A 14,097-nucleotide genomic window follows, 5' to 3' on the forward strand; every position below is an offset into this window, starting at 1 on the left:
CCGCGCATGCGCATCCTGATGCTCGTCATCTCCAACGTCGCCACCGACACCCGGGTGATGCGCGAGGCCGCGGCGCTGGCCGACGCCGGCCACGCCGTCCACGTCATCGGCAAGGACGTCTCGACCGGCTACGAGCCGCCGAAGGGCGTCACGGTCGGCAGCGTCGGCGCCGGGTCGGCGTTCCGCAAGGAGGGCGCCGAGTCGCTCGGCGCCCGCCGCAGGCTGCCTCCGCATCTGCGCGCGGCCCGCTGGCTGTTGCTGCCGCAGCACCGCAACTCGGCGTTCGCGGCGTGGCGGGCCAAGGCCGGGCAGCTGGCGGCCGCGGCCGAGTTCGATGTCGTGCACGCCCACGACTTCAACACCCTGCCGCTCGGCGTCGAGCTGGCGCGGCAGCGCGGGGTGCCGCTCGTCTACGACACCCACGAGCTGTGGCGAGGCCGGCCGCGGGTCGGCCGTCCGACGCCGCTCCAGAAGCGCCGGGAGGCGCGGCAGGAGCGGGACTGGGGCGCGCGGGCCACGACAGTGATCACCGTCGGCGAGGGCGTGGCCGACGCGTTGCGCGAGGCCTACGGCTGGCGCCACGTCGACGTCGTCCGCAACACCTTCCCGCTGCCCGAGGGCGGCCCGGTCGAACCGCCGCGGACGGCTTCCGGCGCCGTCTACGCGGGCCGCATCGCGCCGTTCCGCGAGCTGGAGGCCATCGCCGGCGCCTCGGAGCTGGTCCGGCCGCTGCGGATCGTGATCGCCGGCCCGGCCGACGACACGTATCTCGGCTCCTTCGACGGCAAGGCCGCCGAGGTGGTCGGCCCGCGTCCGGTGGACGAGGTCGACGCGCTGCTGCGGGAGCTCGGCATCTCCCTGGTCACGCACTCGGACAAGTGGCTGAACCACCGGCTGGCGATGCCGAACAAGCTGTTCCACGCGGTCCGCGCCGGCGTCCCGGTGGTCGGGACCGACGTGCAGGAGCTGCGCCGCGTCGTCGAGGAGCACAAGCTCGGCGCGCTCTACCGGCCGGGGGACGCCGCGTCGCTGGCCGCGGCGCTGCGCGAGGTGGCGCAGAACTACGAGACGTACGCGGCGAACGTCCGCGCCGCGGCCCCGGCACTGAGCTGGGAAGCCGACGCGGCGGTACTGAGGGGGATCTATGAACGGCTCGCTCCGCGCGGGGATTGACTACGGCCGCTTCGCCGAGCGGCTGGCCGCCCAGCGGGCGAACCAGGACCCGGCGAAGCGGTGGGACCTGTACCGGGAGTTCCATGCTGAATGGGGCTTCGAGCCGACCCGCGAGCCGTCGCCGCACCCCGAGTACTTCCTGGCGTTGATCGGCCAGCCGGCGACCGACGACCCGGAGGACGACCCCGGCATCCCGGAGGCACTCGCCGAGTGGTGGGTGTTGCCGGAGAACTCGTGGCTGTACGGGGAGTTCGACGACTCGTCCGCGCACTGGCCGCCGATGTGGTGCCCGGGCGGCGGCTACGGGCAGCCGTTGGCGCCCGGCAGCCCGCTCGCCGTCCCGGGCTCGGACGATCTGCGCACGGTCGCCTTCATGGCTGAGGCGCAGTACTGCAACGAGTGGGGCTACCTCAGCGCGGAGTCCACCGTCGCCGACCCCAAGGTGCTGGTCACCATGGGCAAGGAGTGGGAGGCCGTGGCGCCGACGGTCAGCGAGTTCGCGCTGCTGCTGGCGGCGGTGCGGGTGCCGGCGGCGCTGGGGTGGCAGGCGTACCCGGCGGACGGCGAGGACGAGGTCGCCGCGCGGATCCGCGGGGAGTGGCCGGGGCTGGGCCTGCCGGCGTGGCGCGAGATCGGCTCCGAGCTGTGGCTGTACGGCGGTCCGGACGCGATCGTCGTGCTCGACGAGGGTTCGGGCGACTACCCCTTCCGGCTCTGCACCCGCACCCAGGAGGCCGCGGAAGCCGCGATCGGCAGGCTCGGCGGCGCGGACTGGTCCCTGTTCGAGCCGGAGCAGTAGGGTCGGGCTGTGTCGAAGCTCCGCGTCCTGTACGCCCCCCGAGACATCGCCGGCCAGCCGTCCGAGTGGGCTCGGGCGCTGCGGGCCCGGGGCGTGGACGCCCAGGTCTGGTCGTTCGGCGAGCCGGCCTTCGGGCTGCGCCCGGACCGCGAGTGGGACCAGGACCGCCTGCTGGCCGACCCGCAGTACCGCTGGCAGGCGCTGGACGACGCGGTACGCGGCTTCGACGTCTTCCACCTGCAGTACGGCCGCGGCCTGCTGGACGCCCGGGAGCCGGTGCTGCCCGAGCTGTGGGACCTGCCGCTGCTGCGCTCCCTCGGTAAGCGCGTCTACATGCACTGGCACGGTTCCGACGTCCGCCTCCCCTCGGTCCACGCCGAGCGCGAACCGGACTCCTACCTGGCCGGCGCGACCGTCGACGAGGACGCGATCCGCGCCCGCGTGTCGGTGGCCCGTCGGTACTGCGACGCCATGTTCGTCTCCACGGCCGGCTTGCCGGACTACGTCCCGGACGCCGAGCTGGTGCCGCTGGCGCTGGACGTGGCGGCCTGGCGCACCTCGCGCGGCGCCGAGCCCGCGGTCCCGGTGGTCGTGCACATGCCCTCCCGCCGTTCGACGAAGGGCTCGGACCTCGTCGACGCCGCCCTCCGGCCGCTCCACGACGAAGGCGTGATCGTCTACCGCCCCCTGTCCGGCCTGACCCGCGACCAGGTGAAGGCCGAGTTCGCCAAGGCGGACGTCGTGGTCGACTCCCTGACCATCGGCGACCACGGCGTGGTCAGCTGCGAGGCGATGGCCAGCGGCGCCATCGCGGTGGCGCACGTCCACGAACGGGTCCGCGCCCGCGAGGCGATGCCCGGCGCCGCGGTGGCGGAGCTGCCGATCGTCGAGGCCACCGGCACGACCCTCGGCGAGGTGGTGCGCAAGCTGGCGGCCGACCCGGCGGAGCGTTCCCGGCTCCGCGCCGAGGGCCTGACCTGGGTGACCCAGCGCCACGACAGCGCTGTGGTGGCGGCACAGCTGCTGGAGGCGTACACGCGCCCGCGCGGCCGTGTCGTCAGCGCCTACCCGGAGTGGCCGGAGTCCACGGGCAAGAAGCGGGTGCAGGAGCTGGAGGCCGAGATCGAGCGGCTACGGGCCCAGCTGGGGCCGAACGGCGAGCCGCTGCCCGGCCTGACGCGGCGAGACCGGCTGGAGGCGAAGCCGGGGCTGCACCTGGCGGTGCGGCGGGCGGACCGGGCTTATCGGAGTCTGCGGAAGAAGTTGAAGTAGGAGCGCGCCGGTCCCCGAACCCACCGGCATCACCGTGGTGCAATGGATCGATGACCCACAGCGACCATAGCCCGCGCATCGTGATGCTCGTCGGCAACTTCGTCGACGGCGACTCCAGGGTGCAGAAGGAGGCGCGGTACGCGGCGGCGGCTGGCTGGGACACCTATCTCGTCGGGCGGTCGCCGACCGGGAAGCGCGAGCAGTACGCCCTCGGGGAGGCAACTGTGGTGCGCGCCGCCGAGACGATGACCGCGACCCGGTACCGGGCCTCGCATCCCCATCGCCGCGGACTACGAGGGCTGATCGCCTACCGGTCCCTTGAGCAGACGCGCACGCGGCATCAGCGGCAGCGGTTGCGGCAGCGGGACCTGGTCACCGACCGGCTCCTGCTGGCGCGGCGGCTGGCCTCCGGGCTGCGGCCGGCGGAGGCGTTGCGGGCGCGGGTGGCGCTGGCGGTGCGGGTGCTGGGGGTGCGGCTTCGGGGGCATTGGGTCGCGGCGCGGAAGCGGGCCTTCGACCGCAACTATGCTGCGGCGGCTCAGGGGCCCAGCAATGCGTGGGAGCGGGCTCTGGTGCGGCGGGGCGGTGACGTGGCGGCGTGGGCCGTGCAGCCGCGCCTGGCGGACTTCGAGGACTCCTTCGGGCGGGTGGCCGACGAGTTGGAGCCGGACGTCATCCACGCCAACGACGCCGAGATGCTGGGCGTCGCGGTGCGTGCGGCCGTCCGGGCCCGCCGCACCGGACGCCGCGTCGCGGTGGTCTACGACTCGCACGAGTACACCGCCGGGGACATCCGGCCCGAGGACGTGACCTGGGCTCCGGTGATAAGCGCACAGGAGGCGAAGTACATCCCGCTGGCCGACGGCGTGGTGACCGCCGTCGACAACTTCGCCGACAAGCTGGTCGAGCACCACGGGCTCGCGGTGCGTCCCTCAGTGGTGCGGAACATGCCGGAGGCGTCGACCTTCACCGTGCCCGGTGGCCGGGGCCCGGGGGTGCGCGGGCGGCTGGGCCTGGGCCCGGAGGCCACCCTGCTGGTGTATCCGGGCTCGGTGACGCCGATCCGCGGGCTCGACACCGCCGTCAGAGCTCTGCCGCAGCTGCCCCAGGCCCACCTCGCGCTGCTGGTCGGCTCGCGGTCCGGGTACGTCGCGGAGCTGACCGCCCTCGCCGGCGAGCTGCGCGTCGCCGGCCAGTTCCACGTGCTGGACTACGTGCCGGTGGAGGAGCTCACCGACTTCATCGCCTCGGCCACCATCGGCGTCGACACGCTGCGCCGCATCCCCACGCAGGAGCTCACGATCACCACCAAGTACTGGTCCTACATCGGGGCCCGGCTGCCGGTGGTGGTCAGCGACGTCAAGGCGGCGGGGGAGCTGACCCGGCGGCTCGGCAACGGCGAGGTGTTCGAGGTCGGCGACGTGGACGGCTTCGCCCGGGCGGTGCGCACCGTGGCCGCCGACCGCGCGCGCTACGCGGCCGTCTACACCGACCGGATGCTCGCCCAGCACAGTTGGGAAGGCCAGGTCCCGGAGCTGCTCGACCTCTACGAGCGGGTGAGCGGCCTGCGGCCGGTCCCGCGTCGGTTCGCGTCCGCCGCCGTGCCGACGATGCCGCCGCCCCGCGCGTCCTCACCCGAATCGGCTAACGTTGCGGCACCGGATGCCGCCGTTCCGGGAACGCCGTGAACGCGCGGCGCGAGTGACCGACCAGAAAGCCGCCGCGCATGCCCGAGCAGGACCAGCCGGACCACCAGGACCGCCCGTCGGACCACCCGCACCTGCCCGCCGCCCGCAACCGGGCCGTCGTCGTCTCCGCGGCCCCGGCCGGCACCGCCCGCGCCGCGCGCGCCGAGGCCGACCGGCTCCTCGACCAGGGCTACAGTGTCCTGTTCGTCACGCCGGCCTTCGGCAAGCGCAAGCCGGACCCCTCGCGCGGCGGCGTCCACGTCGTCGAGGCCCGGGTCGGCACCGCCTTCGACACCGCCCCCGGTGCCCTTGGCAAGCTCGGCCGCAAGGCGGTGCTGACCACCCGCAACGCCCGTGGCAGGGCGCTGCGCGACCCGGCCGCCACCTGGACCGCGGGCGACGTCGCCGCCGAGATCGGCCCCTACCTCGACGCCTTCGCGCCGGATGTCGTCGTGGCCGGCGACAAGACCGCCGAGAAGGCCGTCGCCAAGCTCGGCCGCACCGCCGTCGCCCCCGGCGCGGCGAAGCCCGTGGCCAAGACGGTGGACCCGGCGCCCTCCCTGCTCATCGGCTCCAACAACAACGCGGGCATGGGCTACGCCTGGGCCCGGGCCGTCGACACCCACGCCGGTATCAGGGCCCGCAACATCCAGAAGAAGAGCTACGCCTTCGGCTACGGCTCGGACATCAAGGCCGAGGACAAGGACTGGGTCGACCCGCTGTGGGGCCTGGGCCGCGTCGCCGACACCCTGGACACCGTCACGCACGTGCTGTCCGAGAGCGGCCTGGCGTTCTTCGGCCGGCTCAACGGCGGCCTGCTCGCCGACGACCTGCCCGAGCTGCGCCGCGCCGGCATCCGCGCCGGCCTGCTGTTCCACGGGTCCGACATCCGTTCGCCGGACCGGCACGTCGAGCTCTACAAGTTCTCACCGTTCCGGGCCCCGGCCACCGACGCCGACCGCGAGCTCACCGAGACGCTGCGCCGCAAGACCGCCGAGATGGCCGAGTGGGTGGCCGACTTCGACGGCCCGGTCTTCGTCTCCACCCCGGACCTGATCGACGACGTCCCGCAGGCCACCTGGCTGCCGGTGGTCGTGGACCTGGGGCAGTGGACCGAGGGCGCCCGCCCGCCGCTGGAGCGGGAGGTCCCGGTGGTGGTGCACGCCCCGTCGCGGCCGTTCATGAAGGGCTCGGACCTGATCGAGCCCACGCTGCGCGACCTGGAGGCCAGGGGCCTGATCGAGTACCGGCGCCTGGAGCACATCCCGCAGGCCGAGCTGGTCGGCGTGGTGCAGGACGCGGACATCGTGCTGGACCACTTCGTGATCGGCAACTACGGCGTGATGACCTGCCAGGCGATGGCCGCCGGCCGGGTCAGCATCGCCAACATCGACGCCAGGGTCCGGGGCCGGGTGCCGGTCGAGATCCCCACCATCCAAGCCGACCCCGACACGCTCGGCGAGGTCATCGAGGGTGTGCTGGCCGACCGGGACGCGGCGCGCGCGGTGGCCGCGACCGGCCGGGCCTTCGTCCAGGAGTTCCACGACGGCCGCAAGTCGGCCCAGGCGCTCGAGCCCTGGCTGCGAGGCTGAACCCGTCCGGGATGAAGGTCATATGAGCCGTTGCTAAACTCCGAGCCAGTCCACACCTGCCCCCGGAGGAACAGTGACCACGTCCGACCAGCGCCGTCCGAGAGTAGTCATGCTGGTCGGGAACTTCATCGACGGGGATTCCCGGGTGCAGAAGGAAGCGCGCTCGGCGGCCGAAGCCGGCTGGGACACCTACCTGATCGGGCGTCCGTACAGCGGCAAGCGTGAGGAGAGCAAGCTCGGCGAGGTCACGGTGCTGCGCCCGGCTGAGAGCATGGCGGCCACCAAGTACCGCACCTACCACCCGCGCCGTAGCGGCGTCGGCGGCCTGATCGCCTACTCCACGGTCGAGCTCGGCAAGGTCAAGCACCAGCGCCAGCGAATACGCCAGTCCAACCTGGCGGTGGAGCGCGAGCTGCTGGCCCGCCGCGCCGCCGAGGGCATGAACCCGGCCTCCAAGCTGGTCGACGGCGCCGTGCTGGCCGCCCGGGCCTTCGGCGTGAAGGCCGCCGGCTATTGGATCGCCGCGCGCAAGCAGGCGCTGGACCACAACTACGCGGTGGTGCAGGAGTCCCCGAGCACCGCCATCGAGCAGCTGCTCGTGAAGCGCGGCGGGGAGGGCGCGGTGTGGAACGCCCAGCCGCGCCTGGTCGACTTCGAGGACTCCTTCGGCCGGGCCGCCGACGAGCTGGAGCCGGACCTGATCCACGCCAACGACGCCGAGATGCTGGGCGTCGCGGTGCGGGCCGCGGCGCGTGCCAAAGCCAAGGGCCGCACCGTGAAGGTCATCTACGACGCCCACGAGTTCTTCGCCGGCGACACCCGCGACAACCCCACCTGGGCCCCGGCCATGGCCGCCCAGGAGGCCAAGTACCTGCCGCTGGCCGACGCGGTGATGAGCCCGATCGAGGGCTACGCCGCCTCGATGGTGGAGTTCCACGGCATCGAGAAGTTCCCCGGCCGCAAGCCGCCGGTGCTGGTGAAGAACATGCCGGCGCTGGCCGACCTGGCCGCGGCCGGGGACGACGTGCCGGGCGTGCGCGGGGCCCTGGGCCTGGCCGCGGACGTCCCGCTGCTGGTGCACCCGGGCAGCGTCACGAAGGTGCGCGGCCTGCAGACGGTGGTCGAGGCGCTGCCGGAGCTCGAGGGCGTGCACGCCGCACTGCTGGTCGGGCGCCGCGACGGCTTCGTGGCCGAACTGGTCACGATGGCGGAGCGGCTCGGCGTCGCCGACCGCTTCCACCTGCTGGACTACGTGCCCAGCGAGGAGCTGACCGCGTATCTGCGCTCGGCGACGGTCGGCATCGACACGCTGCTCCACATCCCGCTGCACGAGCTCACCATCACGACCAAGTTCTGGTCCTACATCAGCGCCGGCCTGCCGGTGGTGGCCAGCGACGTCAAGGCCACCTCGGAGCTGACCCGGGAGCTCGGCAACGGTGAGGTCTACACGGCCGGCGACGCGCACTCGTTCGTCGAGGCGCTGCGCAAGGTGCTGGCCGACCCCGCCGCCTACACGAAGGTCTACACCGACGAGACGCTGCGCGGGTACTCGTGGGAGGGCCAGGCCGAGGTCATGCTCCAGCTGTACCGGGACGTGACCGGGCTGGACGTCTCGGCCTCCTGATTTCCGGCCCGGACGTCTCGGCCCCCTGATTCCGGGCCGGACGCCCCGGTCTCCCGGCCGGTCGGGCTACTCCGGCAGGTCCGTCGGCCGCAGCCGCGTCGCCGCCGTTCCGCCGGACAGCAGCACCTCGGCGATCCGCTCCCCGGCACGGCCGTCCCACAGCGCGGGCCGCCGGGCCGCCGGCGGGTCGGCGAGCACGCGCTGGGCGATCTCCACGATCCGTGCCGGATCCCGGCCGGCCAGCACGTTGGTGCCCTCGGACACGGTGATCGGGCGCTCGGTGTTGTCGCGCAGCGTCACACACGGCACGCCCAGCGCCGTGGTCTCCTCCTGCACACCGCCGCTGTCGGTGAGCACGATGCGGGCGCCGGCCTGCAGGGCGACGAAGTCCAGGTAGCCGGCCGGCGGGATCAGGCGGATCCGGTCGGTGGCGACCAGCTCCCGCAGCGCCGCCGCCGCCCGCGGGTGGGCCGGCAGGATCAGCGGGAGCTCCTCGGAGACCTTCGTCAGGGCGCCGACCAGCGGGGCGAGCGCCTCCGGCGAGTCGACGTTGGCCGGGCGGTGCAGCGTCACCAGGCCGTAGCCGCCGGCGGTCAGGCCCAGCCCCTCCAGCGCCCCGGAGGCCAGGGCGCGGTCCCGGTTGGCGAACAGCGTGTCGATCATGACGTTGCCGACCAGGTGGACCTGGTCCTCGCGGTAGCCCTCGGCACGCAGGTTGTCCACCGCGTCCGCGGACGGCGCCAGCAGGTAGTCCGCCAGCCGGTCCACCACGACCCGGTTGACCTCCTCCGGCATCGACCAGTCCCGGCTGCGCAGCCCGGCCTCGACGTGCGCCAGCAGCGTCCCGGCCTTGGCCGCGACCAGGCCGCAGGCCACGGTCGAGGTCACGTCGCCGACCACCACCACCGCGTCCGGCGCCTCCTCGGCGGCCACCGGCTCGAAGGCCAGCATGATCCGCGCCGTCTGCTCGGCCTGCGTGCCCGAGCCCGCGCCCAGGTAGCGGTCCGGCGGCCGGATGCCCAGGTCCCGGAAGAACACGTCGTTCATGGCCTCGTCGTAGTGCTGGCCGGTGTGCACCAGCACGACCTCGGCGCCGCGCGCCTCCAGCGCGTCCATGACCGGCTTGATCTTCATGTAGTTGGGGCGGGCCCCCGCCACGCAGATGATCTTCAAGGATTCCGCCGTCTCGCTCGGGTCGCTGCCTGACCCGGCAACTCTAGACGACCTCCCGACGCAACCTCCGGGCCGCCGACCGCGTGCAGGGCTTGAGACCATCGACCGGCACGAGGAATTGGGGGAGGCACTTGGCGACGCCGAGCGACTTCGACGAGGTGTACGCGGCCACCGCGCCACGCCTGATCGGACAGCTGTATCTGGTCACCGGCGACCTGCACGACGCCCAGGACTGCGTCCAGGAGGCCTACGCGCGGGCCTGGACCCGCTGGGACCGGCTGACCCGGGACGGGAACGACCCCGTGGGCTGGGTCAAGACCACGGCCTACCGGCTGGCCGTGTCCCGGTGGCGGCACTACACCGCGGGGCTGCGGGCCATGGCCCGGCACGGCGCCCCGGCCGATCTGCCGCCGCCGTCGGCCGACGCGATAGCGGTTCGCGACGCGCTGGCGCTGCTGCCCAAGGGCATGCGCGCCGCGCTCGTCCTCTACTACCTCGGCGGCATGCGGGTGGCGGAGGTCGCGGAAGCACTGGACGTACCGGAGGGGACTGTGAAGGCCCGGCTGTCCCGGGGGCGCACGGCGCTCGCCGGACTGCTGGCCGACGCTCACGGATCCGAGGGATGGGAGATGACGCATGCCTGAGTTGGGGGACGAGATGAGCGAGCACTTCCGCGGTGTCCTCGCCGACGTGGTCGACGGCCAGGCCTGGGCGGGATACGCGGGACCGGCGGTGAGCGTGCGCAAGCGCGGGCAGCGCCAGCGGCTGCGGCACAGGGCGCTGACGGCGACCGGTGCCGCGGCGGCCGTGGTGGCGGTCGCGGCGGCGGGGACGGGCCTGGCGGGAGGCGGTTCGAACCGGACGGAGGGCCCGGCCTCGGTGCCGGGGACGGTGCAGACCACGCCGCTGAAGAGCCCGGTCCCGACGGGCAGCGGTCCTTACGTGGACCTGGCCAAGGGGCTCCTGCGCCCCGACGACCTCGGTTCCGGATTCACGGCCATGGCGGTCCAGCCCATGCGGCCGGCGTTCGACCGCGCGCTCTGCGCTCAGTTCAATCCGATCACCACCGCGGGCACCCCGATCCACCAGGAGCTCGACGGCCTGGACACGGACAATGTCCGCCTCATGACCGGCGAGACCGTCTTCCAGTTCGCCGACCCCGGCAGGGCGCACGACGCGTACCGATCCGCCTATTCGTCTGCCCAGGCATCCAGTTGCCACCGCGTCGCCGGACAGCCGGATCCCGTCTTCCAGGACGTCCCGGGCGTGGGCGACGGCGCGTTCGTCTTCCAACAGCCGTGGGGCATGTCGAGCGACCGCCAGTGGATCGCCTTCTCCCTTGTCGGCTCCGTCCTCATCGAATACGACGTCATGCCGGGCTCCGACAAGGGTCTGAAGACGCTGCCGGACGGCTGGCTGACGGGCGTGTTGCAGAAGGCGGTCTCCCGCGTGCGGAGCGCGCCGAGCGTCGACCAGCCGCAGAACCTGCCCCTGCCCACGCCGCAGCAGCCGCCGTCCGGGGTGACGGAGCCCTCGCCCACGCCGCTCCCGGTGTCAGAGCCGGTGGACGGCTACCTGTTCGCCCCCGCCGACCTCGGGAAGGGCTTCGGGGCGGACAAGGGCGAGGCGTGGCACGACAAGCGGGCGATCCCGGCGTCCACGTCGGTGGACGGGATGATGTACCGCGCCACGATCACCGGCGGCGACGGCGAGTTCATGGTCAACGAGCGCGTCTACCGCTTCGCCGACGCCTCGGCGGCCCGGGCGGGGCTGGCGGCCTACGACCAGTTCCAGGGCCCGAGCCTGGGCTCGCCCCAGCCGCTGGCCGGCTTCGGCGACAAGGCCTGGATCAAGCACTGGAAGGACCAACAGGGCGGCGTGACCGTGGCCGTCCAGGTGGGCGACAAGGTCCTCACGTTCGACGTGCTCGCCGGCGGAGCCTCGGCCGACCAGCCGATTCCCGGCGGCGACGCCTGGGTGCAGCAGATCGCGCACACCGCGCTGCAGCGTCTGGCGGCCGCGAAGTAGCACGCTGACCAGCGGCGCCGCCCGCTGGCGGAGAACGCCGGAGCCCGGCTCCCCACCCCACAGGGGAAGCCGGGTTCCGGCGTCTCACAACACTTCGACGTTCGGACCGCTCAATCGGTTCCGGCAGTCGAGCACGTATTTCGCGTGCCGCGCGACAGCCTCGTAGTCGAACTCGGCGTGTTCGGCGAGCAGCACCACCGCGTCCGCGGCCGCGATCTCCTCCGGCGTCGCCTCGACCCGGACCAGGCGGGCGTCGGCGTGGATGTCGTCCACCACGTGCGGGTCCGCGCCGCGCACCTGGGCGCCCAGGTCCAGCAGCAGCTCGGCGACCCGGGTGGAGGGGGACTCGCGCGCGTCCGAGGTGTTCGCCTTGTAGGCCAGGCCCAGCAGCAGCACGCGGGAGCCGTTGACGGTCTGCCGGCGCGCGTTGAAGGCCTCCATCAGCCGGCGCACCACGTAGTCCGGCATGTGGTTGTTCACATCGTTGGCCAGCTCGACGAACCGGAACGGGACGCCGACCGTGCGCTCCACCTTCCAGGACAGGAAAGACGGGTCGATCGGCAGGCAGTGGCCGCCGACGCCGGGGCCCGGGGTGAACTTCATGAAGCCGAAGGGCTTGGAGGCCGCGGCCCCGATCGCCTCCCACACGTCCACGCCCAGCGCCTTCGCGAACATCGCTATCTCGTTCACGAGCGCGATGTTGACGTGCCGGAAAGTGTTCTCGATCAGCTTGGCGAGCTCGGCCTCCTTGGGCCCGGAGACCGGGACGGTGGTCTCCACCAGGCCGTCGTAGAACTCCTTGACCACCGCCAGGGAAGCCTCGTCGATACCGGACACCACCTTCGGCGTCTTGTCGAACGGCCACGCCTTGTTGCCCGGGTCGATGCGCTCGGGGCTGAACCCGGCGTGGAAGTCGCGGCCGGCCGCCAGCCCGGAGGCCTCCTCCAGGATCGGCACCATCAGCTCCTCGGTGGTGCCCGGGTAGGTCGTGGACTCCAGCACCACGGTCGCGCCGGGTCGCAGGTGCGCACCCAGGGTGCGGGCACAGGCCTCGATGTAGCTCAGGTCCGGCACACCGTCGCGCAGCGGAGTCGGCACAGTGATCACCGCGAGGTCGAAGCCGGCCAGCGCGGACGCCTCGGAGGTGGCGCTGTAGGCACCGGACTCCAGCACGGCCCGGACCCGCTCGGAGGCGACGTCCTCGACGTACGACTCGCCGGCCGCCAGCTGCTTCACGCGGTGCGGGTCCACGTCGTAGCCCACGACGCGATGCCCGACTTCGGCCGCCCGGACCGCGAGCGGCAGGCCCACGTACCCCTGGCCGGCGACGACTACGTGCATGATGACTCCGAAAGCTCGAATCCGCCGCGCGCCGCCGAAAGGCGCCGCGCCGCGCCAACTCTATGTGAGTGGGGCGGACGTCTCACGTCCGCTCATGTCCTGTATCCGGGCGGTTACGCGGGTCGCCATGCGGGGGCGGGCGAGTCAAGGGGCGTTAACGGCCGGTCAGCGGCTGGTTCCCCAAGGTTCGCCGCCGGTCGGTGGTCAGGCTGCGGTCAGGCGGCTGCCAGTCAGTGGTCAGCCAGTGGTCAGTCGGCGGCCGGAACCTGCCGAGTTCACAGCCGAGCGGTCACAGCCAGTGGCCGCAGCAGCCGACGGCCTCACAGCCACCCGCGCCGCGCCGCCTGCACCCCGGCCTCGAACCGGCTCTCGGCGCCCAGGCGGTCCATCAGGTCGGCCATGATCCGGCGCACCGTCCGCGCCGAGATCCCCAGCCGCTTGCCTGCGGCGTCATCGGTGAGGCCGTCGGCCAGCAGCCGCAGTAGATGCCGGTCGGTCGCAGACAGCTCGGCCGCGGTCTCCTCCTTGGTGGGGGCGCCGAGCGGGACGGCGTCGGTCCAGATCAGCTCGAACAGCGCGATCAGCTGGTCCACCAGTCCGGGTTTGCGCACGCACAGCGCGCCCGCGCTGGGCTGCTCCGGCTCGATGGGCACCACCGCGGTGCGGCCGTCGACGATCAGCAGGCGGCGGGTCACAGCGGGGGAGACGCGGATCTCGGTGCCACGCTCGGCGAGCCAACGGCCGTAGGCGACGGTGTGCGGGTCCTTGCGGACCGACGCGTGGTACAGCACCCGGGAGCGGATACGGCGGGCGACGTCCTCGTCCGCGTCCTTGGCGCCTTCCAGCGAGGCCGACGGGATAGCGCTGCCCGGCACCATCGACAGCACCTCCACGGTGGCGCCGGCCATCAGCTGCTCCAGCTCGGCGTGCACCGAGTCCAGCCCGATCAGCCGCTCGGCCGGCTCCCGGTCGGCCACCGCCGCCCGGCCCGCCGCCACCGCGTCCCGCCCGGCGGCCAGTTCCGCCTCCTGCCGCCGGACCAGCAGCTGCATCCCGGCGACCAGGGAGACCGGATAGAGGGTGCCGGAGCGTTCCCGGGAGGGCCGTAGCAGGGCCAGCTCCACAAGGCGGTCCAGGGTCTCCCGGATCTGCGCCTCGTCAGTGCCCAGGCGCGCGGTCAGCTCCCGGACGCCGACCGTGGGGTCGGCGAGCATCGCGCTGTAGACCGCCTGCGCGAGCGGATCCAGTCCCAGCGAACCCAGCACGGCAGCCCCCTCACAACGGTCCAAGCCTCCACGCCGGACCCCATGCTCGCAGCCGAACACCCTGGCGATCAAGGGGGATTCGGCACGATTCCGCCGAGCCTCGCGTGGCCGGGTCCGGCCTGTCCTAAGGCGGACGCCGGGA

At 73.1% G+C, this 14,097-nt stretch carries 11 protein-coding genes; 8 read left to right on the forward strand and 3 right to left on the reverse strand.

Translation table 11 applies throughout. The features are described 5' to 3' along the window. Nucleotides 1-6: 6 nt before the first annotated feature. The 6 genes from ABD466_RS16120 (at nt 7) to ABD466_RS16145 (ending at nt 8,148) form a co-directional block, all read left to right on the forward strand. Entirely contained in the window at nt 7-1,173 is a 1,167-nt protein-coding gene (locus ABD466_RS16120; RefSeq protein WP_344657859.1) for a glycosyltransferase family 4 protein, read from the forward strand. Next, nucleotides 1,145-1,972, forward strand: coding sequence for a hypothetical protein (locus tag ABD466_RS16125; protein ID WP_344657860.1), 828 nt, complete (start codon nt 1,145-1,147; stop codon nt 1,970-1,972). Before ABD466_RS16120 ends, ABD466_RS16125 begins: the two co-directional genes overlap by 29 nt. 9 nt (nt 1,973-1,981) lie before the next feature. Further along, complete coding sequence (locus tag ABD466_RS16130; RefSeq protein ID WP_344657861.1) at nt 1,982-3,244, forward strand: glycosyltransferase family protein; 1,263 nt, start codon at nt 1,982-1,984, stop codon at nt 3,242-3,244. Between the two features lie 50 nt (nt 3,245-3,294). Then, nucleotides 3,295-4,932: a glycosyltransferase family 4 protein gene (locus ABD466_RS16135; protein WP_344657862.1), complete on the forward strand. Its 1,638-nt coding sequence runs from the start codon at nt 3,295-3,297 to the stop codon at nt 4,930-4,932. Between the two features lie 38 nt (nt 4,933-4,970). Continuing rightward, nucleotides 4,971-6,524: a hypothetical protein gene (locus tag ABD466_RS16140; protein ID WP_344657863.1), complete on the forward strand. Its 1,554-nt coding sequence runs from the start codon at nt 4,971-4,973 to the stop codon at nt 6,522-6,524. A 73-nt stretch (nt 6,525-6,597) separates the two neighbouring features. Continuing rightward, nucleotides 6,598-8,148, forward strand: coding sequence for a glycosyltransferase family 4 protein (locus tag ABD466_RS16145; protein WP_344657864.1), 1,551 nt, complete (start codon nt 6,598-6,600; stop codon nt 8,146-8,148). A 66-nt stretch (nt 8,149-8,214) separates the two neighbouring features. On the opposite strand, the gene wecB is transcribed toward ABD466_RS16145, so the two are convergent. After that, nucleotides 8,215-9,321, reverse strand: coding sequence for a non-hydrolyzing UDP-N-acetylglucosamine 2-epimerase (gene wecB, locus ABD466_RS16150; RefSeq protein WP_344657865.1), 1,107 nt, complete (start codon nt 9,319-9,321; stop codon nt 8,215-8,217). 131 nt (nt 9,322-9,452) lie between these two features. Between wecB and ABD466_RS16155 the strand changes: the two genes are divergently transcribed. Next, a complete protein-coding gene (locus ABD466_RS16155; protein WP_344657866.1) occupies nt 9,453-9,965 on the forward strand; it encodes a SigE family RNA polymerase sigma factor in 513 nt (170 codons plus the stop codon). Beyond that, a complete protein-coding gene (locus tag ABD466_RS16160; protein WP_344657867.1) occupies nt 9,958-11,349 on the forward strand; it encodes a hypothetical protein in 1,392 nt (463 codons plus the stop codon). The genes ABD466_RS16155 and ABD466_RS16160 overlap by 8 nt, the downstream gene beginning before the upstream one ends. An 84-nt stretch (nt 11,350-11,433) precedes the next feature. On the opposite strand, the gene ABD466_RS16165 is transcribed toward ABD466_RS16160, so the two are convergent. Both ABD466_RS16165 and ABD466_RS16170 read right to left on the reverse strand, forming a co-directional pair. Beyond that, complete coding sequence (locus ABD466_RS16165) at nt 11,434-12,690, reverse strand: nucleotide sugar dehydrogenase (RefSeq protein ID WP_344657868.1); 1,257 nt, start codon at nt 12,688-12,690, stop codon at nt 11,434-11,436. Nucleotides 12,691-13,010: 320 nt separating this feature from the next. Beyond that, nucleotides 13,011-13,955, reverse strand: coding sequence for a LuxR C-terminal-related transcriptional regulator (locus ABD466_RS16170; protein ID WP_344657869.1), 945 nt, complete (start codon nt 13,953-13,955; stop codon nt 13,011-13,013). Nucleotides 13,956-14,097: the final 142 nt, after the last annotated feature.

It is taken from the genome of Catenulispora subtropica (assembly GCF_039531675.1).
GTDB lineage: Bacteria > Actinomycetota > Actinomycetes > Streptomycetales > Catenulisporaceae > Catenulispora > Catenulispora subtropica.

Coding starts and splice junctions, on each gene's coding strand:
- ABD466_RS16120 (WP_344657859.1), top strand. CDS start 7: ATGCGCATCCTGATGCTCGTCATCTCCAACGTCGCCACCGACACCCGG.
- ABD466_RS16160 (WP_344657867.1), top strand. CDS start 9,958: ATGCCTGAGTTGGGGGACGAGATGAGCGAGCACTTCCGCGGTGTCCTC.
- ABD466_RS16140 (WP_344657863.1), top strand. CDS start 4,971: ATGCCCGAGCAGGACCAGCCGGACCACCAGGACCGCCCGTCGGACCAC.
- ABD466_RS16135 (WP_344657862.1), top strand. CDS start 3,295: ATGACCCACAGCGACCATAGCCCGCGCATCGTGATGCTCGTCGGCAAC.
- ABD466_RS16165 (WP_344657868.1), bottom strand. CDS start 12,690: ATGCACGTAGTCGTCGCCGGCCAGGGGTACGTGGGCCTGCCGCTCGCG.
- ABD466_RS16125 (WP_344657860.1), top strand. CDS start 1,145: ATGAACGGCTCGCTCCGCGCGGGGATTGACTACGGCCGCTTCGCCGAG.